The sequence below is a fragment of the Enterobacter sp. FUJ80071 genome (assembly GCF_038739915.1).
In the GTDB taxonomy this organism is placed as follows: domain Bacteria; phylum Pseudomonadota; class Gammaproteobacteria; order Enterobacterales; family Enterobacteriaceae; genus Enterobacter; species Enterobacter kobei.
The window spans coordinates 936,074-957,503 of the sequence record NZ_JBBXKH010000001.1; the positions used below are offsets into that span (position 1 = coordinate 936,074).

A 21,430-nucleotide genomic window follows, 5' to 3' on the forward strand; every position below is an offset into this window, starting at 1 on the left:
TGTGGGAGAGGGCCGGGGTGAGGGCATCAGACCGCATTCATTCCGGGCAAAAAAAATCCCGGCACATCTGCCGGGATTTTCTTATTCGGATAATCTTAGAACTGGTACGTCATACCCAGCGCAACAATATCATCGCTGCTTACGCCCAGTTTATTATCGTCGTCAATCTGGTTGATTTTATAATCAACAAATGCGGACATATTTTTGTTGAAGTAATAGGTCGCGCCGACATCGATATATTTCACCAGGTCTTCGTCACCAATCCCTTCGATATCCTTGCCTTTAGACTGGACATAGCCCAGAGACGGGCGCAGGCCGAAATCGAACTGATATTGTGCAACAACTTCAAAGTTCTGCGCTTTATTAGCAAAGCCGCCGGAAATTGGCGTCATATTGCGGGTTTCGGAATACATGGCTGCCAGATAAATATCGTTCGCGTCGTATTTCAGACCGGTAGCCCAGGCTTCTGCTTTCTGGCCCTGGCCACGCGCCAGCAGGTTTTGCGCGTTGGTGCGGTCAGAGTTGGTGTACGCACCGCTGACGGCGAAATCGCTACCGCCGAAGTCATAGGTCAGAGAGGTACCGAAACCGTCACCGTTCTGTTTTTTGGCGTCACGGTTTTCGTTTTTGCCCTGGTACTGCAGCGTCATGTCCAGGCCATCAATCGCACCGAAGAAATCGGTGTTACGGTAGGTTGCAAGACCGCTGGCACGCTTGGTCATAAAGTTGTCGGTCTGTGCGGAAGAGTCGCCGCCGAACTCAGGGAACATATCGGTCCACGCTTCGACGTCGTAAAGGGCACCCAGGTTACGACCATAATCCAGGGAACCAAAGTCTTTCAGTTTCAGACCCGCAAACGCCAGGCGTGTTTTCTGGGAAGAGTCGCTTTCGGCTTTGTTACCGGCAAATTCAGCTTCCCAACGGCCATAGCCCGTCAGCTGATCGTTAATCTGGGTTTCACCTTTAAAACCGAAGCGAACGTACGTCTGGTCACCATCTTTGGTGTCATCATCGCTGATATAGTGCATCGCTTTAACTTTGCCGTACACGTCCAGTTTATTACCGTTTTTATTATAAACTTCAGCTGCGTGAACGGATGCAGAAGCCACCACGCCCATAACCACTAATGCCAGAGTGCTCTTTTTCATTTTCGATCCTGTCTTATAAACGCGCTAAAAAAATTCGCTGGACGATAAGCTCATGCTTAAGTCCCGTGAAAAAACAGGAAGGGTTTTATCGTTCTGGAATGAAACTTTTATGACAAACTAAGAATAATTTTAAAAAACTGTGATTTATTATTTCGGTAATAAATCCGTCAAATTTTGCCGCTACGCTTCCTGATCCCGCGCAACAAAGTGCTTTGTGATGTACTAAGGCAGTTGGCAACCGGGCTGACTCCTGTTAAAACGTTCGTTCGACATTACTTTCCCTTATCGTTGAACGGCAGAGAATCATGAGTGACAGCCAGACGCTGGTGGTAAAACTCGGTACCAGTGTGTTAACAGGCGGATCGCGCCGCCTAAATCGCGCCCACATTGTTGAGCTTGTACGTCAGTGCGCTCAACTGCATGCCGCAGGGCATCGTATTGTGATTGTGACTTCCGGGGCGATTGCCGCCGGGCGTGAACATCTGGGTTACCCCGAACTCCCCGCGACGATCGCCTCTAAACAGCTGCTGGCCGCCGTGGGACAAAGCCGACTCATTCAACTCTGGGAACAGCTGTTCTCCATCTACGGTATTCACGTCGGGCAGATGCTGCTGACGCGCGCGGATATGGAAGACAGAGAGCGCTTCCTGAACGCGCGCGATACCCTGCGCGCGCTGCTGGACAACAACATTGTTCCCGTCATCAACGAAAACGATGCCGTTGCCACCGCTGAAATCAAAGTGGGGGATAACGATAATCTCTCTGCGCTGGCCGCCATTCTGGCCGGAGCTGATAAACTCCTGCTTCTGACCGATCAGCAAGGGCTGTTTACCGCAGATCCGCGTTCCAACCCGGAAGCCGAACTGATCACCGACGTTCATGGCATCGACGATGCGCTGCGTGCCATCGCCGGTGACAGCGTTTCAGGGCTGGGAACCGGTGGCATGGGAACCAAGCTGCAGGCTGCTGACGTGGCGTGCCGTGCCGGTATCGACACCATTATTGCGGCGGGCAGCCGCCCGGGCGTGATTGGTGACGTGATGGAAGGCATCTCTGTCGGCACACGCTTCCACGCGCAGGAATCCCCGCTGGAAAACCGCAAGCGCTGGATATTTGGCGCGCCTCCTGCCGGTGAGCTCACCGTTGATGAAGGCGCGACGGCGGCGATTCTGGAACGAGGGAGTTCATTGCTTCCTAAAGGAATTAAAAGCGTGACAGGCAACTTCTCCCGTGGTGAAGTGATCCGCATCCGTAACCTTGAAGGTCGCGATATCGCCCATGGCGTAAGCCGCTATAACAGCGACGCGCTGCGCCGCATTGCGGGCCACCATTCGCAGCAGATCGACGCCATTCTGGGCTATGAATATGGCCCGGTTGCCGTTCACCGCGATGACATGATTATTCGTTAAGGAGCCAGAACATGCTGGAACAAATGGGCGCAGCCGCGAAGGCCGCCTCTTATAAACTGGCGCTCCTTTCCAGCCGTGAGAAAAACCGCGTGCTGGAAAAAATCGCTGATTATCTGGAATCGCAATCCGCTGAGATCCTGCGAGCCAACGAACAAGATTTAGCTGAGGCGCGTGAAAACGGCCTGAGCGAAGCGATGCTCGACCGCCTGGCGCTGACGCCGGCGCGCCTGAAAGGCATCGCTGATGATGTCCGTCAGGTTTGTAATCTGGCTGACCCGGTAGGGCAGGTGATTGACGGTGGGCTGCTTGACAGCGGTTTGCGTCTGGAGCGTCGCCGCGTGCCGCTCGGCGTCATTGGTGTGATTTATGAAGCCCGTCCAAACGTGACGGTTGACGTCGCCTCTCTGTGCCTGAAAACCGGTAACGCTGCCATTCTGCGCGGCGGAAAAGAGACCTGGAGCACCAACGCCGCGACGGTAAACGTAATTCAGCAGGCGCTGGAAGAGTGTGGCTTACCGGCGGGAGCCGTGCAGGCGATCGAGAGCCCAGACCGTGCGCTGGTCAACGAAATGCTGCGCATGGATAAATATATCGACATGTTAATCCCACGCGGTGGCGCAGGTCTGCACAAGCTGTGCCGTGAACAGTCCACTATTCCGGTCATTACAGGCGGTATCGGCGTATGCCATATCGTTGTCGATGACAGCGCAGAGATTGCCCCGGCGCTGAAGATTATCGTTAACGCCAAAACTCAGCGTCCAAGTACCTGTAACACTGTGGAAACGCTGCTGGTGCATCAGGGTATTGCAAATACCTTCCTCCCGGCGCTGAGCAAACAGATGGCGGAGAGCGGCGTAACGCTGCACGCGGATGCCAATGCGCTCACACTGCTCCAGGATGGCCCGGCTAAGGTAGTGCCAGTCAAAGCGGAGCAGTACGATGACGAGTTCCTGTCGCTGGATCTGAACGTGAAGATTGTTAGCGATCTCGATGACGCGATTGCCCACATCCGTGAGCATGGTACCCAGCATTCTGACGCGATCCTGACGCGTACGCTGCGCAATGCCGATCGCTTCGTGAACGAAGTGGACTCCTCTGCGGTGTATGTCAACGCCTCAACGCGCTTCACCGACGGTGGCCAGTTTGGACTTGGCGCAGAAGTGGCGGTCAGCACGCAGAAACTGCACGCGCGTGGTCCGATGGGCCTCGAAGCTCTGACCACGTACAAGTGGATCGGCTTCGGTGACGATACAATTCGTGCGTAAATAATCACGGGTGATGCAAAAATAGCCGTTTGATTCAAAAGGGCATTGACGCATCACCCGGTTAGATCTAACCTTTTGCCCCGTGGTTACACTCGTAACCGGCCTCTCAGGGCCGATATAGCTCAGTTGGTAGAGCAGCGCATTCGTAATGCGAAGGTCGTAGGTTCGACTCCTATTATCGGCACCACTAACCACGCGGGTTCACGCGATATTCACCAGCCCAGCAAAAGCGCCTTGTGCCATATTTGTGCCATTCCCCGCCAGGAATGAGTCGATTTGCATGGCGTGCTGCGTCAGGTGATTCGGTGCCAGATGTGCATAACGCTGCACCATCTCGATACTTTCCCACCCGCCCATTTCCTGTAGCGCACTGAGTGGCACGCCGGACTGTACCAGCCAGCTTGCCCAGGTGTGCCGCAGGTCATGGAAACGGAAATTTTCTATTAGCGACCTTGTGATTTGCGATGTCATGGCTGAATCCACCCCTTGCCTTTGACGTGCTGAATAACTCCAAGCTTCCTGAGTGAATGGAGGCGGCGGTCAAGGATGCGGAAGACGTCCATCGGGTGCTTTCCTTCTGCTTCAGCAATGACGAGGCACTCCTGTCTGACGGAAGGGCTAAATAGTTCAGAAAACGAGGTAGGCTGAGCGCCGATAGCGCTTAATACCTCGCTATCCAGTTTCGCGTATTTGGTCATGCTGCACCGCCTTCATGTTTCTCTGCTTCGACTGCCATCGTCTCAAGCCGTCGCGATAGCTCGGCGGCCAGCGTCTGGAATTCTTCCTCGGTCGCCACCGGGATCGGCACAAAGCGAATCCCGATGTGCGCGAGGTTATTGGCAATTTCGAGGCTTTTTCTCAAATCAACTGGTGAGGCTCTGTTCATGCCGCACCGCCAGCGTGACGCAGCCAGATGCAGACCGCGCCATCTTCCGTATCGTGAATTGAACCGACAAACCAACCATTACCATCAGGTGATTCTGGCTGCCATGCCGAAATGTCATAACCGTCCACATCGGGATCAACGTCATCCTCATCGCGATAAACCACTTTCCACTCAAGACAGTTCTTATCCAGCCACGCATTGAACTCAATGGGCGAAATGGATTCGCGGCCATCGCAAAATTCATCGTAAAGCGGGTGAGTCCAGTAACCGTATTGGTTGCGTTCTACGGGTAACGCTTTAAATTCTGTTGTCATGATGATCTCCATGGTTAGCAAATTCGCCGTGATATTGCTGTCTATAAACTCTGAGACTTTCTGCGGCTTCTTCTATTGAGTCGAACCACCCAATGTTTATCCTTTCACCATTGGCTTGGCATCTTGCTCGCCAGCTTTGCATTTTTTTGTCCCAGCTAACTCCTTTAACCCCTGAAATGCTGCCCTTTCTGGCTGGTTGATTCATCATGTTTTGAGAGCGTGTGGCCAGTCTTAAATTAACAATTCTGTTATCCGATCTGACATTGTTAATGTGGTCGATCTGCTCAATTGGTGAGTGTCCATAGACGTAAATCCATGCGAGGCGATGTGCTGAATATTTGACCTTGTCTACTTTTATGTAGGCATAGCCTGTGTAATCTACGAACCCAGCGACATCACCTGGATGCATGCAGTAAGCAGTAGGGTTTAGCCAATAAAAAACCCCTGTTGAGGGGTCATAACTAAGCACTTCTTTTAACCTGTTTTGCGTAAGGGTCATTGTTCAACTCCAAACCTTTTATTCAGGCGCCCTGTGTATACGACGAACTCCAGGAGGCTAACTCCCAGAGCTTCAATTTTCTTGTGATGCTTGTTGATGATGGGAGGCACCGTTTCGTTCCAGTTAGGCTTTGGCTTCTTGCGAATGGCCTGCTGTATTTCCTCCGTGCAGCGGCGGCAGGCGGCGCGGATTGCGTTTTCATTTGCTGGTGTCATGCGGCCTCCGTTTTCATAACATCGATGGCGCAGCCGGGCAGCAGTTCTACCGCGGCGGTAGCGCACTGATTTCCCCAGTGATGCCAGCCTGGAGCCGCGCTGCGGCTGAAAAGCTCAATCCGCGGCACATCGCCGTAAAGCAGCTCCAGCCGGTGGCGTACTTCCCAGGGCTTTTCGCTGTGTGCGCCGAGCGGGCTATAGACCACCTGCTTAATCCCGGCGTGCTTACGTTCCAGCCCGGCGCCACGGGTGGCAATCAGCAGGTCTTCGGTATTGGCCCGGGTGTGGTTGCCGCCGTTCATGCGCGTCTCGGCGTTAAGCAGATAGAGGAAGTCGTAAAAGTCGGTGACTTCACCCTCAGCCAGCGCCTTGTTGATGCGCAGCTCGGCGTTCTGATTCAGCTTCACCCAAGTAAAGCCTTTCATCGTGCGAACGGTGAAGCCCCAGGCCTCAGCCAGTTCAATCGCCTCCTGGTTATGCGTGCCGGTGTACCACATCGCCAGCACCGCGTTTTCGGCGGCAAGTTCCCACACCGGCAGACGCTTGATGTCGATTAACTTCATGGTGGAGTAGTGATCGGCAGCGGCTCCGTTGCTGATGGTGTTGCCGTAAGACCAGGGCGGGTCAGCCATTATTAAGCTGTATTTTTGATTCGGCATCTTCTTCCTCCCATCAGATAAACGACGCGGTTGAAATCTTCGTAGCTCTCAATATTCCTTGAATAATCAAGCATCCTTTGCGTGCCGTTGGAATAAATTCTCCCCGGGTAAATACCGCTAGAAGATCTAAACTCCATCGTCTGGATAAGCGTTCCTGGGTTTTTTGTGCTGGCCAGTTCATTCGTAGACATGAAGGCTATCTTCTCTTCATCGATGACAACGAAGGCGTAGAAGTCACATGCACTAAGTGATGCTGCGCGGCCATAACCTTTCCCCGTTCTCGTTCCGAACCGGTAAACACTTTTTGATTTGCCGTAATCACGCATTTTCAGGGTCGAGCGAACCTGTCCCTTAAGGAGCCTGCCGTTGGCCTCAACCACAATGTCGTATGGCAACCCCTGATCTGATGGGAAACAAACAAAACCCTGCTTGGCCAGCTTAAAAATTGCGTAATATTCTCCGCACTTCCCAAACTCAAGCTCGCTGACATATTTTCCGGTCATGGAATTACACCTCGAAAGCAAGTTGTGGTGTGAACCGATCGCGTTCTGCGTCGTAATTCAGCGAACTTGCAGAGTTAAAGGCCTCTATGCGTTCTACCAGCACAGCGGCTCTGGTTTCTTTGCTGGCTGGCGCATAGGCTGATTTATCCCATGCCTTATCAATACCGATATTGCGCGCAACGTTTGTGCTGTCAGCTGATGAAAGGGGTATGTGAGTAAAAATGTCTTTATTCAGCATGCGAAGGCCATGGAGCTTGGTAATCGGATAGCCATTTGAATCGACTACGTGCCGGATAAGGTCTCGCAATTTTGCCCTACAGGCGCGTGGTCGCTTTGCATCGTATTCACCCATTGAACCTATGCAAACACGAGGAAACTCATGGCAAAGACGAATGAAACGCTCGTCGGGTTCGCTCATATGCCAAACAGGCGCACCGACGAATTTACCGTGTGGCCATTCAGCTATAAGCGCATCGTTCTCTTCGCTGGTTCCACCGATAACATCAGGGATAACTGCAAATGCGAAACGAGGGTGATTCATCCACTCCTTAACTAATTCGTAATAGTCGTACCAGTTAACAGGCTGGCCCTTATCCCAGAAGCTGAATGCGCCGTTATCCAGCGCGAAAGACTGGGTGACTTCGCTGGCCAGGGCTAATTGGCCGGGGTTGGCGAAGGAAATGAAAGCGTGCCTGCCTTTCCATGCCTTCAGGGCGCATGTGTCCGGCGTAATCGGTCCGCCGTGAAAATGGATCATGCACCCTCCCGCTCCGGATCGTTAACATCCCAGCAATTACGCTCAATATTGGTTTGCAGCCGCTTATCTCCGACCTCTTCAATGCTGCGGCCGGTAATCTCTGCGACTTCGGCGTTTGAGTGTCGCCACAGCAGCGCCAGCTCTTCAAGGGACCATGCTTTCATAGCACTGACTCCATTTCGTCGATGTAGAGGCCCTTAGCAATCAGGCGGCGACGTCGGGCGGCGCGAGCAATGCACTCCTGTCGTCGGCCTTCCTGAGATTGCTCAATGGCGCGCCGGGTGAACAGGCGCGATTTGCCTTGAGGCGTGATGACCTTTGGCTTCGTTACCAGGTCAAATGTCCGGTCGCAGATGCCGTCCTCGTTGATCCATTTTTCCGACTCAACGATCTGAGCTATCTGTCCGGAGCCGCGGGTAATGCCGTTGGCGACCCGGTTAAACTCGATGAGCGTTACGCCAAACTTCTCAGCGATTTCGCTGCCGGTTACCGGGCGGCCGCGCGTCTGAATCATCCAAATAACGCGTTCGCGGAGGCCCGAGAATTGCCCGGTTCGACCGGGCCTGCGGTAAAAGGGTGTGCGTTTCATGCTGCACGCTCTGTGATTTTCTGAATTTCCGATTGCGGTCTTTGCGGTAAATCTTGCAGGTACACGCGCCTTCCTCTTTGTCGTAAGAGAACTCCATGCCGTCAAACTGAGGATGCTCGTTGATAATGCGAGCCCATCCATCAACGCCGACGACCGGGACAATCCCGCCTTTATCTGGGAAGGCATAAATCTCTTTTGTCCATGGGTTCAGGCCGTACTGGTTGGCAACGATCAACAGGGCTGTAAACTGCTCGTCCGTGACGTTGCCACCTTTGAACGCTGTATTCTTCAGCGTATTCATCAGGTCTGTACCGGCGTCCATGCCGAGGCGTGCGGCCAGTTTCCCGGCCATGGTGGAAAGTGCAGTACTCATTGTTAAATCCCTCAAAGTTAAAACGGGCAGGTTGGATGAAGGCGATCCCACTCTTCTTCGGCGCGGTCGTAACAGATGCGTGTGACATAGTCGTTATAGGCTTCCTCTGCCTTTTCACCGACTAGTGCCATTTGCGCTTCTTTTGGGAGAAACAGGCTACTCATTTGCAAAGCATATTGTCCCTTGGCGACTATACCGGTCTGACCCCTTTCCCCGAACTTATCAACCAGCAATGGGTTCGCCGCTACGACATGACGGTGCGCCTGCGCCGGAAGGTTGTGCGCGAGTACGGCATCAAATCGCTGGTGGAAGCGCCAGTCACCTTTTTTGGAGAATAAACTATGACGCAGGGCTTACCTGTATCCAACGTTGTAAACGTTGATGTGATCATCTCGCCGAAAGCGGCTACTGGTCGTAACTTCGGCGCGCTGCTGATCCTTGGTTCTTCCACAGTCATTCCGGTGCAAGAGCGCGTTCGCCTCTATGCTTCCGTTGAGGACATTGGCGAGGATTTCGGCATCGACAGCCCGGAATATGAAGCAGCGCAGGTTTTCTTCAGCCAGTCGCCGAAGCCGACGCAGGTTTATGTCGGTCGCTGGGCGAAGACGTTGACATCTTCCGAAGGTGGAAGCGTGGAAACCATCGTGCAAGCTGTTAATGCCTGCCTGCAATATACCAACTGGTATGGGCTGGTTGTCGCTGATGATGTTGCTGATGGCGATGATGTGCTTGATGCTGACGACGTGATTGAGGTTGCTAAACTCATCGAGGCGTCCAGCCTGAGCCGCATTTTCGGGGTAACATCTGCCGACGCTGAGATTATCAGCACGACTTCGACGACCGATGTTGCGTCGAAATTAAAGGCTGGCAAGTATGCCCGTACCTTTATTCAGTATTCCACCAGCAGCCCTTACGCGGCGGTTTCTGCTTTCGGTCGTGCTTTTACTGTCAATTTCAACGGCAGCAATACCACCATTACCCTGAAATTCAAACAGGAACCGAGCGTAACCTACGAAACGCTGACGGTAGGCCAGGCTGCGGCTGTGGATGCAAAGAATGCGAACGTGTTCGTGTACTACGCCAACGACACGGCGATCCTGCAACAGGGTGTCATGGCGAACGGTGACTTCTTCGACGAGCGCCACGGGCTCGACTGGTTGCAGAACTACGTTCAGACCAACCTCTATAACCTGCTTTACACCAGCACCACCAAAATTCCGCAGACTGATGCTGGTGTGACCCGTCTGCTTTCCAACGTTGAACAGTCCATGGATCAGTCCGTCACGAACGGTCTGGTAGCTGCTGGCGTGTGGAATGGTGGCCCTATCGGACACCTGGGGCAATAACGTGATCGTCATTCGCAACACGGCATCGGGTGATATTTCTACTGCGCGTTCGTGTGCATTCCAGAAACAGCCTGATTTCAATAACGCCAAAGAGGGCGGAACCGTCGCCTGGGTATTCGACTGCGGCAAGATTGACCAGCTGCTCGGGGAGTTTTAACGCATGGAATTCGAAATTAAAGGCGTGAAATATCGCACCGCAAAGCTCAGCGTTTTCGAACAGCTGAAGGTGTCCCGCAAGCTGTTGCCGGTTCTGGCCGGAATGGTTTCGGACTTCCGGAGCGTCCAGGAGAAGATCAGCAGTAAAGACACTGAAGGCGCGATGGCTACCATCCTGCCAAAGATTGCCAATGCTGTGTCCGATCTGAGTGATGGCGACGTGGACGCTATCCTGTTCCCCTGCCTTTCCGTTGTTTCACGTGAGCACATGAAAGGCTGGGTGCCGGTCTGCCAGCATGGCGAAATGGCGTTTGACGATATCGACCTGCTTACCATGCTGCAACTGGTGGCGCGGGTGGTCGCCGACTCGCTGGGAAATTTTTTGCAAGGACTCCCTACCAGCGAGACGCCCACCCCGCCAGCGGAATAACCTTCAACAGCCTGCCGGGCGGTGAAGATTTTATTCTTCGTCCGGCGCTTGCCTTCCATATTGACCAGAAAGACCTTAACAGCGGTGCGGTAGACCTCTGCCGCATCGCGCTTCTCAATGACTACCTCGACATGCGCGAGGATAACGACGCCCGGGTAGATAAATGGAGAGCGGCCAATGAGCGGTAACGCAGATACGATTAAAGATTTCCTTGTTTCGTTGGGATTCGATATCGATCAGGCTGGTGCCAATAAGTTCGAAGCCGTGCTGAAAGGCGTTACCGCTAACGTTCTGAAGGTCGGCGCGGTGGTGGAAGGCGCAGCGCTGAGCATTGTCGGATTTACCACGCAGATCGCGAACGGTCTGGATAAAGTTTACTGGGCATCCCAGCGGACGGGGGCCAGCGTCCAGGGCATCAAAGCGCTGGGCTATGCCGCATCGCAAACCGGTGCCAGCGCTGAGTCGGCCATGTCCTCCCTTGAAGGGCTGGCGGGGTTCATGCGTAGCAATCCGGGGGCGGAAGGGTTCCTGAACCGTCTGGGTGTCCAGACCCGCGATGCCAGCGGAAAGATGCGTGATACTGCGGCCATCTTTACTGGTGTTGGGCAAAAGCTCAACAACATGCCGTATTACCGCGCGAAACAATACGCGCAGATGCTCGGCATCGATGAAAACACGCTGATGGCGATGCGTCGCGGCATGAATGGCTTTACCGCCGATTACCAGTCGATGCTGCAAAAGACGGGGTTCAACGCTGATAAAGCGGCTGTTCAGTCCAACAAATTCATGACGTCCATGCGCGGGCTTACGTCGCTGTTCGGCATCATGCGGGATAAGATCGGCTCAAACCTCGCTGGTGGCCTGGCTGGTTCGCTGGACAGCCTGCGGCGGCGCATCCTCGACAATTTCCCGAAGATTGAAGAGACGCTGACCAGAGTTATTAAAGGCGTGATCTGGCTTGCGAACGCATTCACGAGAATGGCGTGGCGGCTGATACAGGGCGCTGGCTCTGTCATCGACTGGTGGAAACGTCTTGATGATGGCAGTAAAAATCTGCTGAAAATATTCGGCGCTCTACTGGTCGCATGGCGTCTGCTTAATTCTGCGTTCCTGAAATCCCCGATTGGAATTATCACCACGCTGATTCTGGCGATCGGATTGCTGTACGACGATTATCAGACGTGGAAAGAGGGTGGCAAAAGCCTGATTGACTGGAGCAAGTGGGAGCCAGCAATAGAAAAGGCGAAAAAGGCAATTCTCTGGCTGCGCGATAAGCTGCTTGGGCTGAAAGATTCTGTCGGTGGGTGGCAGAACTCGCTGGAAATTTTGGCTACCTTCATTGCAGGAGCATGGTTAAGCAAAATAACCTCTGCATTTGCTAAGCTAGCCGGAATACCTATGCCGCCATGGTTGAAGCTCTGGGCTATTTATGCCGGATATCTGGTGGACGACCGGCATAATATTAAAGACAGCGCCAAATCATCTTTAAATTACACTAAGCGTAACATCGGCGATGCGTTGCGCTGGATGGGAATTGATACTGATTTTGGCCGTAATCCAAATACAGTGCATGGCACACCTGAAGCCGCTTTAGATATTCCAGGAAATTATCCATCACAAAATAGCGCATCGGCAAATCACCAAAAAGCTAATGATATAGCTCCGCATGAAAGGGATGAAATAAAAAACCGACAGCAGGCTGCTAATGGTTATCTTGAAAAAATCTCAGACGGGATTGCCAAAATCGGTAATTTATTTTTCTCCCCAGCTGGAGCTGCTGAAATCTCTCCAAACATACCGGGTGATCCCTCCCAGTTGGCGCAATCAGTCAAACGTCCACAGGCCACAGCACAGGGTAAGGTTTTGCTCGACTGGATGGGGCCAATGTTCAATAAGCTGGAGTCTCTTTATCAGCTGCCTGCCGGCTTGTTGAAAAGCGTCGCGATCACCGAGTCAGGCGGTAATCAGTTCGCTACGTCTGGCGCGGGCGCGAAAGGACTGTTTCAGTTCATGGATGGCACGGCGCGCGACATGGGGCTGCGTGGCAACGATGTATTCGACCCAGAAAAGTCAGCTCAGGCCGCAGCTAAGTACCTCAGCCAGCTATTGCGGCAGAACGGCGGAGACCTTAGCAAAGCACTGGCATCATATAACTGGGGGATCGGAAATGTTAAGCGCTATGGCATGGGGTTAATGCCGCAAGAAACGCGCAACTACATTCCGAAAGTAATGAGCAACATGCCCAGCAGCGCCCCGGTTATTCAACAGGAAACGAACATTAACATCCACGGCGTTTCCGATCCGCGCGAGGCTGCCCGTTTGACTGTCGACCGTCAGAAGGGTGTTAACTCACAGCTAACCCAGCAACTCCCCGCAGGACCGAGATAATGGATATTTTATCAGCGATTTTTCGCCAGCAATCTCGGCGAATTGGCCTGCTGATCCCCAGCGTGGTCGTCTCCGAAAAGCATTCTGATGCGCTCGAAATTACTGAGCACCCGGTGGAGAAGCCAACAACGAATAGCGCTTCGGGCTTCATCGCCGATCATGCGTATAAGCGCCCCAGCGAAGTCACAATGGAATGCGGCTTCGCTGGTGGCGGTTCGTTGCTGGACTTCATTGATACATCTTCAATCGGCCTCAGCGCCGGACTAAGCCCGAAAGAGACCTATCAGCAACTGCTGGATCTCCAGTCCTCTCGGGTGCCGTTCGATGTGGTGACCGGAAAGCGGGTGTACAGCAATATGCTGGTGCGAGCCATCGAGGTGACAACGGACAAAACCAGCGAAAACGTGCTGAACTGCACGCTTACCCTGCGTGAAGTGATCATGTCGCAAACGCAGAGCGTTAGTGTTGCTGATAAATCAGATATGCAGGATGGCGTCAGCACATCGGCGGTGCAAAATTCCGGGACGAAATCCACTACACCGCCAAACGAATCCTTGCTGAGCCAGCTGGGCGGAAGCGTTACATCAGCATTCGGGGGATGATATGCAGTTTAACGAAATACCGCTTTCTCCTGACAATCAGCAGTTCCGCGTTTTGCTGGGCAATACCACCTATACGCTCAGGATTATCTGGCGCGATGCGGCTGGCTGGATCATGGACGTGATGGATAGCGGCGGCGCTGCGCTTCTTTCTGGCGTACCTCTCCTGACCGGCGTGAACCTATTACGACAATATCCACAGCTTGGCATTGATGGCGCGCTGGTGGTGGCGACCGATAAGGGCGCACCAGACGAGCCCACCAAAACCAACCTCGGCACATACAGCCACCTCATTTTCGTACAGGAGTAGAAATGTCTCTTAACTGGATGCGCCATTTTGAGCTACAACTGTTGGACCAGAACGGGCAGGGCGTTTCCCTGTCTGATTTTAAGGTCACGTTCCAGATCGAGTGGGCAGACACACGCTGGCCGCGCGTGGCAAACGTGAAAATTTACAACCTTTCGACCGATACCACGAACAAGATACTGGGGCAGGAGTTTGCCAAAATTCGCATCATTGCCGGGTATGACGGCATAGCGCCGGATGTTGATGCGAGCCAGGTTGGTGTGGCCCGGGAGATTTCACCAGACCAGATAGGGCAGGTGAACGGTCAGAACTACGGCCTGATTTTTGACGGTGATATTCGCTTCACCGTCACCGGGAAGGACAACATTACGGATTCCTGGGTGTTGATTCAGGCCATTGGTGATCACGAAGCATTCCTCTATGCGACCACCATCACCACGCTTGCCGCTGGCTATACCGTTGCGGATCTGCACCGGGCGACGATGCAGGATTTCAACGCGTTCGGAGTGACACAGGGCATTACTGGCGACTTTCCTGATACCGTGTTTCCTCGTGGCCGCGCGATTTACTCATCCACCCGGAACGTGATGGATAATATTGCTGCGCAGTGCAAAGCGACATGGCAGCTGGTGGATGGTCAGGTTCAGATGGTGCCGGAGGATAAATATATTCACGAAGCCATCGTGTTGAATGCCGATACTGGCCTGATCGGTATGCCGCAACAGACGATGGGCGGCGGCGTAAACGTGCGGTGCCTGATAAATCCCAACATCCGCATCAATGGCCTAATCCAGCTCGATCAGGCTTCGGTGTACCGCGCCGCGCTCGGCAATAGCGAAATCGCACAGTCGCCGGGGCGCATCACCGAGACGGAAGATAACGGCAACCGCGTGCTGACAGGTACGACGTCACAGGCTGCCAGTATTGCTACGGATGGCGTTTATATCGTCAAAGCTATCGACTATACTGGCGACACCAGAGGTCAGGCGTGGTACATGGATTTGATGTGTTTTGCGCGTGGTGCTCGTGATCTGATTAGCCAGGCGACTATAGCTCGTTCAGGAGGAGGTTGAGTGTATAAGAAAATGAATGGACTTCGATACAGTGTGCTTTTCCTGTCGGCGCTGCTCGTTACTGGATGCGCAAATGCAGGCTTCAATTCTGATAAGAATGTTAGTTACAAAAAACGCCCCGGGTGGCAGCCAATTTTAATCTTATCGGCAGACGATTGCCAAACATGGCAATCCAAAGGTAAGTCGCTTATCGACTGGAGTGGGGAATCTTGCGGTCCAGAAGGGTTGATTAAGGCGATTAATAAAAAGCCAGAGATGATCCCTGTTTTTTATGCTGCATATCATGAGTACGGTACCGGTGGGGTTGGAGCTATTGATGTAAGAGATAATTCCCCGCTAAATTACCTAAATTTTGAAAATAACTTAGCTAAAAATCTTTCATCATTAACTGTAATATCAAAGATATATGATGACTACACCATTGATAGAAAACCAATGGGCCTTGCAGAGGTTTCACGTGAGGTTTTTGTTAAGAGGCTAAATGATTTTTCTTTGCAGCAGCCTGCTATCTATCAAAAGATGAATGATGTAGCGAAGGCTGATTATGAGAAAAGCAAAAAAGCACGCAGCAACGAAAAACTTGGTGTGAACTACAAGACTACTTGTGGGCCTTATGCGATAGACCTGTCGTCTGCTGATGGCTGGGCCAGAATTAATGGCGTGAAACCAGAGACGCAAAAAATTACTCCAATTGGTACTGGTGGCAGTTCTAACCTTGAGCCGGATAACGTCAAAATGGAGTGGATGGTTGCAACTAACCAGCCTGGCCGTTGGGTAGGGCTCGAATACATCAAGCGCAACGGCAAAGCCATTCTCAACGCTCAGTGGCTGCAAGCCAGCATGGATGCCCCGCGTCAATACGCAACTTACGACTGTGTGAAAGTTAAGTAACCCCTTTAATACCATCCTTCATAGATTAACCTTGCCCATCTATGAAGGATGGTATTAAACTGTATTACGATACTAATATTTGCCTAACCTGTAAGAAGTGCTCCAGCAAAGCATGGAGGTCACTATGAGAACTTACCGAGCGAACCATAAAATGCCATATGAGATCCCATCAGCTAGCTTCGACGCAAAGCTGAACATGACAGAGAAAAACATCGAGCATACCGAAGCGTTCATCCGCGCTGGTGTGAAAGAGTTTGCTTTGCCTGGGTTTGTTACTCCTCATGGCTACCGCTTGCTTCAGGCTGTAAAAGGCAATCAGTATCGCATGGTTACTGACTCTGACGTGCCTGAAACTGTGTATGCGGTAAAACTCGATTTCCTTGAGCACATTGTTCCTACCCGGAAAATTTGTACTCAGATTCTTGTGTGGAAAACTGTTCAACCTCAGTTTGATACTGCTGTTCGTGGACTGCCGCAAGAATTTTTCAAATTCTTCCTGAGTAGCTACTCCATCGTGGTTTCCGATAGTGAGCAGACTTTAGATGGTCGCCGATTCTGGGAACGAATGATTGCTTGGGCAATTCAGACTGATGGTTATCACGTTTATGTATCTGACGGTACACAGGAAGAACGCCCACTGACTTTCATGACTTCATGGGATGATTTCTACGGCACTTGGGCCAACTTCTGTTGGGGTAATGATAGAGATTGCCATTCCCATCGTCTGCTTGTGATAAGTACCGAGCAGCTACACTAAATTAAAGATTCAAAACAAACCCGCTTCGGCGGGTTTTTTTATGGGGTTTTTATGCCAATTCCAACTCAATCACAGATCGGCGGCGAGCAGCAGACCGCGCAGGCTATTGCCGATTCGGTGTCTACCCAGATGCGCGTAGCGATGCCCGGCATCATTCAGTCGTTCGATCCTGACTCTGTTACCTGCACGGTAGAAGTGGCGCTTCGCGGTATTGTTGGCGATGGCTCCACCGAATTAAAACCGCTGGTGGATGTGCCGGTTATCTTCCCGCGTGGCGGCGGTTGCACGTTGACCTTTCCGGTTAAAGAAGGCGACGAGTGCCTGCTGATTTTTGCCGACCGTTGCATCGATTTCTGGTGGCAGAGCGGCGGCGTTCAGGAGACCGTTGACCCGCGCCAGCATGACTTATCTGATGCGTTCGCCATCGTTGGCCCGCAGTCGCAAGCGCAGAAAATCAGCGGCATCAGCACCAGTTCGGTAGAGCTGCGCAGCGATGACGGCGGCACAAAATTAAGCCTTAACCCATCCAGCGGGGCAATAAATGGTACAGCGCCGGGCGGATTCAACCTTAACGGGCTCAAAATACTGTCTGACGGTCGCTTGCAGCTGGTAGACGGTTCTATCGTGGATAAGCATACCCATGGCGGCGTTGAGAGCGGCGGAAGCAATACTAAGCCGCTGGGAGGTTAATCTATGCGATACCGTCGCGAAGATGCTGACGGCGATTACACTTTCGGGCAGGGTGACGATACTTTCCTTATCGACAGTCCGGAGTGTGTCGCCCAGGCAGTAAAAACCCGTTTCGAGCTGTGGCGCGGTCAGTGGTTTCTCGATCTGACGGAAGGCACGCCGTATGTTCAGTCAGTGCTTGGTAAACAGCGATCTGACGTCTACATCCTGGCTATACGCGAACGCATACAGGACACGCCGGGCGTTCTGTCGATTCTTTCCTTCGATACCAATTATGACGGCACCAGCCGCCGCGTCACTTTCACTTCCTCCATTGACACAATCTACGGCCAAACAACTGTAACAAGCGAGGCATAAATGGCTTTGAACCTCGACACGCTGGGGCTATCGGCAACGGTAACCGCCCAGGGGATTAGTGCGCCTGATTACCAGACAATCCTCGATACGCTGACCAGCTATTTCAGGCAGATTTACGGTAGTGATGCCTACCTCGAACCAGACAGCAAAGACGGGCAGATGGTCGCGCTGGTGGCTCTTGCCGTGCATGACGCTAACAATACCGCTATCGAGATCTACAACTCGTTTTCACCGACGACAGCGCAGGCCGCAGCGCTTAGCAGTAACGTGAAAATTAACGGGATCACGCGAAAAGTAGCGACAAACTCTACAGCTGACCTTCTGTTAACCGGTACGGCGGGCACGACTATCACGAATGGCTCCGCACGGGATAAAAACGGCATTATCTGGAATTTTCCCGCGAGTGTAGCGATCGGCGTTGATGGTACTGTGCTGGTGACAGCCACATGTGCGAATAGCGGTTCGGTTGCGGCGATGGCCGGGACTATTACCACCATTAACACACCGACTCGCGGCTGGGTGTCGGTAACCAACCCTGCTGCGGCTACTGTCGGTTCACCAGCCGAAACCGACGCAGAGCTGCGCATTCGGCAGGGGCAAAGCGTCGCGCTACCATCGATCACACCGTTTGAAGGTGTCGACGGTGCAATAGCTAACGTTGCTGGCGTGACACGTCACAAGCTGTATGAGAACGACACAGGGGCAACCGACAGCAACGGGCTGCCGCCGCACTCAATTTCCGCCATTGTCGATGGTGGAGATGTTACCGAAATAGCCCAGACCATCAGGGGGAATAAAGGACAGGGAACGGCAACCTACGGGACAACTTCTGTCACGGTGCCGGATACTTACGGTAATCCTCACGTCATCAGTTTTTCACGCTCTACCGATGTGCCAATTTTCGTAGCCATTACCCTGAAAGTTTTTACCGGGTATACCTCTCAAATCGGCGAGCAGATCAAACAGGCTGTTGCCGACTATATTAATGGCCTGACAATTGGCGACGACGTTCTGCTGAGCCGTATTTATTCCCCGGCAAACCTTGGCGTTGTGAGCGGAGGGAATGCCCGCTATTACGATATTATCGACCTGCTGATCGGTAAGTCGTCTGGCAGTGTATCGGCATCAAATATTGATATTGCCTATGATGCTTCTGCGTCCTGTAGTACCGCGAATATCAGTATCACGGTGACCTCATGAGCAAATACACCGAACTGATCACTAACTACCACGCTACCAAGCCACTCTTTTTTGACCATATAGATCTGAGCACCCGCCCGCTGATTGATATCACGGCAGTAACAAGGGGACTGATCAGTGCGTTTGATATCGATACTGCTATCGGAGTCCAGCTCGATGCTCTTGGGCTCTGGATTGGACGAAGCCGCATAGTCAGTCAGCCGATCACTGGCGTTTATTTCAGCTGGGACACCGACGGGCTTGGGTATGACCAAGGTGTTTGGCAGGGACCGTATGATCCGGATTCGGGCTATACAACGCTGAGCGATGATACCTACCGCATCATTCTGAAAGCGAAAATAGCGATCAATAACTGGGACGGCCGGAACGACTCGCTGCCACCCATCCTTGATGCTGCAACGGCAGGCTCTGGCCTGAAGATGCAGATCGTCGACAATCAGGACATGACAATTTCGGTCTGGGTATTTCCTGAGACTGATATTTCGGACGTATCTCTCGAACTGATCGCCGCTATCAAACAGGGCTATCTCACAGTTAAAGCTGCTGGCGTTTGGGCCGGTGACGTAGAAACGCCTTCGGTGGAAACACCTTCTGAGGGCACTAAATTCTTTGGGTTTGATATGGATAACGAATATATCGGCGGTTTCGATACCGGCGCTTGGGGGGTATTACTCTGATGGCTAACAAGAATGATTTTAAGGCTTTTGCACTCGATCCAAATGCTAATGTCATATCACAGGCAAACTGGGAAGCACTTCCAGCTCTGCTATCTGGATTTACTGCTGGTAAAGCATCCAGTGCGCAGGTAAACAAAGCCATTCGTCAGGCGACAACGATCGCTGCGCTGGTAGGACAGTTTATTGCGAACTCCGGCGTGGATGCGTTGGACAATGCAGATGTGAACAGCCTGGTGACAAAGTTCACAAACGCGCTCACCACAAATCTCCGCCTGGGAGCGGGTGCTCCAGCTATAGGTATTCCGTTCTTCTGGCCGTCCGCAGCTATGCCAAATACGGTAATGACGGAATGGGCTGATATGGTGTTCCTGAAATTTAATGGAGCCACGTTCTCAGCCACTACCTACCCAAAACTGGCTCTGGTTATCCCAAGCCTCACATTAACTGAGTCCCGTGGTGAGTTTATTCGAACATGGGATGATGGCCGTGGCGTTGACTCTGCGCGAGCTCTTCTCTCTGCTCAACTTGATGCTCTTCAGAACATCACAGGTTCTTTAGGCGTAAGTGATAACGGGAGTATCGTTGGTGGAATTGGAGTTCCTACAGGGGCATTTACTGGCACAACCGATTCAGGGAAAGTTCCGGTGTGGGCAACGGGAGCTGTTACCGGCGTACGCTACGTAGGTGCTAATTTTTCAGCTGCAAATGTGGCTCGAACTGCTACAGAAACGCGACCGCGTAACATCGCATTTAACTTCCTGGTAAGGGCAAAATAATGAAACCTGTTTTTGATGAACAAGGATTGGCCCTAGAATCGGGCGAGGTCCGTTGTTTTTATTATGATGTGGTAACGTCCGAATATACTGGCTGGTCTGATGAGTTTATTAACATCGGGGTAAGTATGCCGGGACATTCAACAGATATTGATCCCGGTGAAGAAATCTCAGGGAAAATTGCGGTTTTCAGCAATGGTGAGTGGGTGCAAAACGAAGACCATCGAAGTGAAATTGTCTATTCAACAACAGACGGGATGTCTTCCACTGTTGACTACATTGGTCCTGTTCATGATGGTTATACCACCATTGCACCTTCAGGACCCTACGATAAATGGGATGGGGAAAAATGGGTAGAGGATGCAGATGCGCAGCATACCGCTGATGTAGCAGCAGCGGAAAGTGAAAAACAAGCAAAAATTGATCAGGCTAACATGTACATCAATAGTAAACAGTGGCCCGGAAAAGCAGCTATGGGACGCTTGAATGACATTGAGAAAGTGCAGTATAACGCTTGGCTTGATTATCTTGATGCTCTGGAAGCGATTGATACTTCGGCTGCCCCAGATATAATCTGGCCTGAAATCCCTTAGTTTTAACATAGAGCCCGCAATACATTTTTATTGCGCGGGCTCTTTAGTGAATCAAAATAATTGACCTCGAATCGGTACTAATTCAGCGATGTTCGGTGGCAACTCAATATCAAATTCTTTTTGAGTTACGCCGTTCCAAAATATTCTGTATTCATTCTGCCAAATGTCATCGAATGACTTAAGGAAATGATTTCTTTCATGTGTTTGTGTATACGAACAATTACCGGCTAACCCTTTTACACCGACTTGTTCGTCTATGATATCTTTTAAGATATGAGCGTTTTTAATTTTTACGCAATATTCTTTCTTTAGTTTTTTAGCGATAAAGTTACTCCTTCTATTCGCAAAGCATAGCACTAATCCGTCCTCTATATATCGGTTAACGTATTCCTTATCCGCAATCACTTTGTCGTCGAAAGTAACTGAAATAGTACAATCGTGCATGTGTTCACCTACAATCACCGCTTCCCCGAATTTTTTTACATCAACAGTAGATGTGTCAATCAAGTTTTCATCAGGAGTATATATTCCATCTCTGAATGGTTTCCTGTATGTGCTGGATAACCTGACCTGCCC

Annotated in this window: 30 protein-coding genes, 1 tRNA gene and 4 pseudogenes; 20 read left to right on the forward strand and 15 right to left on the reverse strand. The window is 51.9% G+C overall.

All coding sequences use genetic code 11. The features are described from left to right. Positions 1–95: 95 nt before the first annotated feature. Entirely contained in the window at positions 96–1,148 is a 1,053-nt protein-coding gene (gene phoE / locus AAER43_RS04395; protein WP_014882683.1) for a phosphoporin PhoE, read from the reverse strand. Between the two features lie 305 nt (positions 1,149–1,453). On the opposite strand from phoE, the gene proB reads away from it, so the two are divergent. From proB to AAER43_RS04410, 3 genes are all read left to right on the forward strand, one after another. Continuing rightward, positions 1,454–2,557: a glutamate 5-kinase gene (gene proB, locus AAER43_RS04400; RefSeq protein WP_014882684.1), complete on the forward strand. Its 1,104-nt coding sequence runs from the start codon at positions 1,454–1,456 to the stop codon at positions 2,555–2,557. Positions 2,558–2,568: 11 nt separating this feature from the next. After that, positions 2,569–3,822: a glutamate-5-semialdehyde dehydrogenase gene (gene proA / locus AAER43_RS04405; protein WP_050863215.1), complete on the forward strand. Its 1,254-nt coding sequence runs from the start codon at positions 2,569–2,571 to the stop codon at positions 3,820–3,822. A 111-nt stretch (positions 3,823–3,933) separates the two neighbouring features. Then, positions 3,934–4,009 (forward strand) — tRNA-Thr (locus AAER43_RS04410). Positions 4,010–4,023: 14 nt separating this feature from the next. On the opposite strand, the pseudogene AAER43_RS04415 reads toward AAER43_RS04410, so the two are convergent. The 13 genes and pseudogenes from AAER43_RS04415 to gamL all read right to left on the reverse strand — a co-directional run. Then, a pseudogene (locus AAER43_RS04415) lies at positions 4,024–4,275 on the reverse strand (tyrosine-type recombinase/integrase); the annotation flags it as partial. A 14-nt stretch (positions 4,276–4,289) separates the two neighbouring features. Further along, positions 4,290–4,520 carry a hypothetical protein gene (locus tag AAER43_RS04420; protein ID WP_342701823.1) on the reverse strand — a complete coding sequence of 77 codons (231 nt, stop codon included), beginning with the start codon at positions 4,518–4,520 and terminating at the stop codon, positions 4,290–4,292. After that, entirely contained in the window at positions 4,517–4,708 is a 192-nt protein-coding gene (locus tag AAER43_RS04425) for a DUF1382 family protein (protein WP_342701824.1), read from the reverse strand. The genes AAER43_RS04420 and AAER43_RS04425 overlap by 4 nt, the downstream gene beginning before the upstream one ends. Next, a complete protein-coding gene (locus tag AAER43_RS04430) occupies positions 4,705–5,022 on the reverse strand; it encodes a hypothetical protein (protein WP_342701825.1) in 318 nt (105 codons plus the stop codon). The genes AAER43_RS04425 and AAER43_RS04430 overlap by 4 nt, the downstream gene beginning before the upstream one ends. Then, positions 5,006–5,521, reverse strand: a complete 516-nt coding sequence (locus AAER43_RS04435) for an HNH endonuclease (protein ID WP_006809797.1) — start codon at positions 5,519–5,521, stop codon at positions 5,006–5,008. The genes AAER43_RS04430 and AAER43_RS04435 overlap by 17 nt, the downstream gene beginning before the upstream one ends. Next, a complete protein-coding gene (locus AAER43_RS04440) occupies positions 5,518–5,736 on the reverse strand; it encodes a hypothetical protein (protein ID WP_342701826.1) in 219 nt (72 codons plus the stop codon). The genes AAER43_RS04435 and AAER43_RS04440 overlap by 4 nt, the downstream gene beginning before the upstream one ends. Beyond that, positions 5,733–6,395: an MT-A70 family methyltransferase gene (locus tag AAER43_RS04445; protein ID WP_342701827.1), complete on the reverse strand. Its 663-nt coding sequence runs from the start codon at positions 6,393–6,395 to the stop codon at positions 5,733–5,735. The genes AAER43_RS04440 and AAER43_RS04445 overlap by 4 nt, the downstream gene beginning before the upstream one ends. Next, a complete protein-coding gene (locus AAER43_RS04450; protein WP_342701828.1) occupies positions 6,371–6,898 on the reverse strand; it encodes a hypothetical protein in 528 nt (175 codons plus the stop codon). The genes AAER43_RS04445 and AAER43_RS04450 overlap by 25 nt, the downstream gene beginning before the upstream one ends. A gap of 4 nt (positions 6,899–6,902) precedes the next feature. Next, positions 6,903–7,655 carry a hypothetical protein gene (locus tag AAER43_RS04455; RefSeq protein WP_342701829.1) on the reverse strand — a complete coding sequence of 251 codons (753 nt, stop codon included), beginning with the start codon at positions 7,653–7,655 and terminating at the stop codon, positions 6,903–6,905. After that, positions 7,652–7,819 (reverse strand): hypothetical protein, encoded by a 168-nt coding sequence (locus tag AAER43_RS04460; protein ID WP_342701830.1) that lies wholly within the window; start codon positions 7,817–7,819, stop codon positions 7,652–7,654. Before AAER43_RS04460 ends, AAER43_RS04455 begins: the two co-directional genes overlap by 4 nt. Continuing rightward, entirely contained in the window at positions 7,816–8,169 is a 354-nt protein-coding gene (locus AAER43_RS04465) for a regulator (protein WP_342702027.1), read from the reverse strand. Before AAER43_RS04465 ends, AAER43_RS04460 begins: the two co-directional genes overlap by 4 nt. A 39-nt stretch (positions 8,170–8,208) precedes the next feature. Next, positions 8,209–8,617 (reverse strand): annotated as a pseudogene (locus AAER43_RS04470) (recombinase RecT); the annotation flags it as partial. 17 nt (positions 8,618–8,634) lie between these two features. Continuing rightward, on the reverse strand, positions 8,635–8,748 hold the full coding sequence (gene gamL / locus AAER43_RS04475) for a host nuclease inhibitor GamL (RefSeq protein ID WP_342701831.1): 114 nt from the start codon (positions 8,746–8,748) through the stop codon (positions 8,635–8,637). Between the two features lie 33 nt (positions 8,749–8,781). Between gamL and AAER43_RS04480 the strand changes: the two genes are divergently transcribed. The 17 genes and pseudogenes from AAER43_RS04480 to AAER43_RS04560 all read left to right on the forward strand — a co-directional run bounded on the left by AAER43_RS04480 (position 8,782) and on the right by AAER43_RS04560 (position 20,854). Beyond that, positions 8,782–8,955 carry a hypothetical protein gene (locus tag AAER43_RS04480; protein WP_342702035.1) on the forward strand — a complete coding sequence of 58 codons (174 nt, stop codon included), beginning with the start codon at positions 8,782–8,784 and terminating at the stop codon, positions 8,953–8,955. 3 nt (positions 8,956–8,958) lie between these two features. Beyond that, positions 8,959–9,948: pseudogene (locus AAER43_RS04485) on the forward strand (DUF3383 family protein); the annotation flags it as partial. Next, positions 9,944–10,120: pseudogene (locus AAER43_RS04490) on the forward strand (phage protein); the annotation flags it as partial. The pseudogenes AAER43_RS04485 and AAER43_RS04490, both read left to right, overlap by 5 nt. A 3-nt stretch (positions 10,121–10,123) precedes the next feature. Next, positions 10,124–10,549 (forward strand): phage tail assembly chaperone, encoded by a 426-nt coding sequence (locus AAER43_RS04495; protein ID WP_000393957.1) that lies wholly within the window; start codon positions 10,124–10,126, stop codon positions 10,547–10,549. A gap of 59 nt (positions 10,550–10,608) precedes the next feature. Next, positions 10,609–10,737 (forward strand): lytic transglycosylase, encoded by a 129-nt coding sequence (locus tag AAER43_RS04500; protein WP_085980100.1) that lies wholly within the window; start codon positions 10,609–10,611, stop codon positions 10,735–10,737. Beyond that, the gene (locus AAER43_RS04505; RefSeq protein WP_231070207.1) at positions 10,727–12,937 is read left to right on the forward strand and encodes a transglycosylase SLT domain-containing protein; all 2,211 of its coding nucleotides are present in this window, start codon (positions 10,727–10,729) and stop codon (positions 12,935–12,937) included. Before AAER43_RS04500 ends, AAER43_RS04505 begins: the two co-directional genes overlap by 11 nt. After that, entirely contained in the window at positions 12,937–13,539 is a 603-nt protein-coding gene (locus AAER43_RS04510; RefSeq protein ID WP_000353819.1) for a phage baseplate protein, read from the forward strand. The genes AAER43_RS04505 and AAER43_RS04510 overlap by 1 nt, the downstream gene beginning before the upstream one ends. Position 13,540: 1 nt before the next feature. Continuing rightward, the gene (locus AAER43_RS04515) at positions 13,541–13,846 is read left to right on the forward strand and encodes a hypothetical protein (protein WP_001160174.1); all 306 of its coding nucleotides are present in this window, start codon (positions 13,541–13,543) and stop codon (positions 13,844–13,846) included. 2 nt (positions 13,847–13,848) lie between these two features. Continuing rightward, entirely contained in the window at positions 13,849–14,916 is a 1,068-nt protein-coding gene (locus AAER43_RS04520; RefSeq protein WP_231070208.1) for a hypothetical protein, read from the forward strand. Between the two features lie 585 nt (positions 14,917–15,501). Next, on the forward strand, positions 15,502–15,807 hold the full coding sequence (locus tag AAER43_RS04525; RefSeq protein WP_231070209.1) for a hypothetical protein: 306 nt from the start codon (positions 15,502–15,504) through the stop codon (positions 15,805–15,807). Between the two features lie 124 nt (positions 15,808–15,931). Beyond that, complete coding sequence (locus AAER43_RS04530; RefSeq protein ID WP_063249833.1) at positions 15,932–16,564, forward strand: hypothetical protein; 633 nt, start codon at positions 15,932–15,934, stop codon at positions 16,562–16,564. Between the two features lie 51 nt (positions 16,565–16,615). Then, positions 16,616–17,254, forward strand: coding sequence for a Gp138 family membrane-puncturing spike protein (locus tag AAER43_RS04535; RefSeq protein WP_057057902.1), 639 nt, complete (start codon positions 16,616–16,618; stop codon positions 17,252–17,254). A gap of 3 nt (positions 17,255–17,257) precedes the next feature. After that, positions 17,258–17,611 (forward strand): hypothetical protein, encoded by a 354-nt coding sequence (locus AAER43_RS04540; protein ID WP_016239889.1) that lies wholly within the window; start codon positions 17,258–17,260, stop codon positions 17,609–17,611. Then, complete coding sequence (locus tag AAER43_RS04545; RefSeq protein WP_279797982.1) at positions 17,612–18,811, forward strand: baseplate J/gp47 family protein; 1,200 nt, start codon at positions 17,612–17,614, stop codon at positions 18,809–18,811. Next, positions 18,808–19,488 (forward strand): DUF2612 domain-containing protein, encoded by a 681-nt coding sequence (locus tag AAER43_RS04550; protein ID WP_342701832.1) that lies wholly within the window; start codon positions 18,808–18,810, stop codon positions 19,486–19,488. The genes AAER43_RS04545 and AAER43_RS04550 overlap by 4 nt, the downstream gene beginning before the upstream one ends. Then, on the forward strand, positions 19,488–20,264 hold the full coding sequence (locus AAER43_RS04555) for a phage tail protein (protein WP_231070276.1): 777 nt from the start codon (positions 19,488–19,490) through the stop codon (positions 20,262–20,264). The genes AAER43_RS04550 and AAER43_RS04555 overlap by 1 nt, the downstream gene beginning before the upstream one ends. Then, positions 20,264–20,854: a tail fiber assembly protein gene (locus AAER43_RS04560; protein WP_231070274.1), complete on the forward strand. Its 591-nt coding sequence runs from the start codon at positions 20,264–20,266 to the stop codon at positions 20,852–20,854. Before AAER43_RS04555 ends, AAER43_RS04560 begins: the two co-directional genes overlap by 1 nt. A 51-nt stretch (positions 20,855–20,905) precedes the next feature. Here AAER43_RS04560 and AAER43_RS04565 read toward each other — a convergent pair whose 3' ends face one another. Then, entirely contained in the window at positions 20,906–21,361 is a 456-nt protein-coding gene (locus AAER43_RS04565; RefSeq protein ID WP_342701833.1) for a hypothetical protein, read from the reverse strand. Between the last annotated feature and the right edge of the window lie 69 nt (positions 21,362–21,430).

Excerpts from the sequence above, each read along its gene's own strand:
- phoE (WP_014882683.1), bottom strand. The coding sequence starts at position 1,148 with ATGAAAAAGAGCACTCTGGCATTAGTGGTTATGGGCGTGGTGGCTTCT.
- proB (WP_014882684.1), top strand. The coding sequence starts at position 1,454 with ATGAGTGACAGCCAGACGCTGGTGGTAAAACTCGGTACCAGTGTGTTA.
- proA (WP_050863215.1), top strand. The coding sequence starts at position 2,569 with ATGCTGGAACAAATGGGCGCAGCCGCGAAGGCCGCCTCTTATAAACTG.
- AAER43_RS04420 (WP_342701823.1), bottom strand. The coding sequence starts at position 4,520 with ATGACCAAATACGCGAAACTGGATAGCGAGGTATTAAGCGCTATCGGC.
- AAER43_RS04425 (WP_342701824.1), bottom strand. The coding sequence starts at position 4,708 with ATGAACAGAGCCTCACCAGTTGATTTGAGAAAAAGCCTCGAAATTGCC.
- AAER43_RS04430 (WP_342701825.1), bottom strand. The coding sequence starts at position 5,022 with ATGACAACAGAATTTAAAGCGTTACCCGTAGAACGCAACCAATACGGT.
- AAER43_RS04435 (WP_006809797.1), bottom strand. The coding sequence starts at position 5,521 with ATGACCCTTACGCAAAACAGGTTAAAAGAAGTGCTTAGTTATGACCCC.
- AAER43_RS04440 (WP_342701826.1), bottom strand. The coding sequence starts at position 5,736 with ATGACACCAGCAAATGAAAACGCAATCCGCGCCGCCTGCCGCCGCTGC.
- AAER43_RS04445 (WP_342701827.1), bottom strand. The coding sequence starts at position 6,395 with ATGCCGAATCAAAAATACAGCTTAATAATGGCTGACCCGCCCTGGTCT.
- AAER43_RS04450 (WP_342701828.1), bottom strand. The coding sequence starts at position 6,898 with ATGACCGGAAAATATGTCAGCGAGCTTGAGTTTGGGAAGTGCGGAGAA.
- AAER43_RS04455 (WP_342701829.1), bottom strand. The coding sequence starts at position 7,655 with ATGATCCATTTTCACGGCGGACCGATTACGCCGGACACATGCGCCCTG.
- AAER43_RS04460 (WP_342701830.1), bottom strand. The coding sequence starts at position 7,819 with ATGAAAGCATGGTCCCTTGAAGAGCTGGCGCTGCTGTGGCGACACTCA.
- AAER43_RS04465 (WP_342702027.1), bottom strand. The coding sequence starts at position 8,169 with ATGATTCAGACGCGCGGCCGCCCGGTAACCGGCAGCGAAATCGCTGAG.
- gamL (WP_342701831.1), bottom strand. The coding sequence starts at position 8,748 with ATGGCACTAGTCGGTGAAAAGGCAGAGGAAGCCTATAACGACTATGTC.
- AAER43_RS04495 (WP_000393957.1), top strand. The coding sequence starts at position 10,124 with ATGGAATTCGAAATTAAAGGCGTGAAATATCGCACCGCAAAGCTCAGC.
- AAER43_RS04505 (WP_231070207.1), top strand. The coding sequence starts at position 10,727 with ATGAGCGGTAACGCAGATACGATTAAAGATTTCCTTGTTTCGTTGGGA.
- AAER43_RS04510 (WP_000353819.1), top strand. The coding sequence starts at position 12,937 with ATGGATATTTTATCAGCGATTTTTCGCCAGCAATCTCGGCGAATTGGC.
- AAER43_RS04515 (WP_001160174.1), top strand. The coding sequence starts at position 13,541 with ATGCAGTTTAACGAAATACCGCTTTCTCCTGACAATCAGCAGTTCCGC.
- AAER43_RS04520 (WP_231070208.1), top strand. The coding sequence starts at position 13,849 with ATGTCTCTTAACTGGATGCGCCATTTTGAGCTACAACTGTTGGACCAG.
- AAER43_RS04530 (WP_063249833.1), top strand. The coding sequence starts at position 15,932 with ATGAGAACTTACCGAGCGAACCATAAAATGCCATATGAGATCCCATCA.
- AAER43_RS04535 (WP_057057902.1), top strand. The coding sequence starts at position 16,616 with ATGCCAATTCCAACTCAATCACAGATCGGCGGCGAGCAGCAGACCGCG.
- AAER43_RS04540 (WP_016239889.1), top strand. The coding sequence starts at position 17,258 with ATGCGATACCGTCGCGAAGATGCTGACGGCGATTACACTTTCGGGCAG.
- AAER43_RS04545 (WP_279797982.1), top strand. The coding sequence starts at position 17,612 with ATGGCTTTGAACCTCGACACGCTGGGGCTATCGGCAACGGTAACCGCC.
- AAER43_RS04550 (WP_342701832.1), top strand. The coding sequence starts at position 18,808 with ATGAGCAAATACACCGAACTGATCACTAACTACCACGCTACCAAGCCA.
- AAER43_RS04555 (WP_231070276.1), top strand. The coding sequence starts at position 19,488 with ATGGCTAACAAGAATGATTTTAAGGCTTTTGCACTCGATCCAAATGCT.
- AAER43_RS04560 (WP_231070274.1), top strand. The coding sequence starts at position 20,264 with ATGAAACCTGTTTTTGATGAACAAGGATTGGCCCTAGAATCGGGCGAG.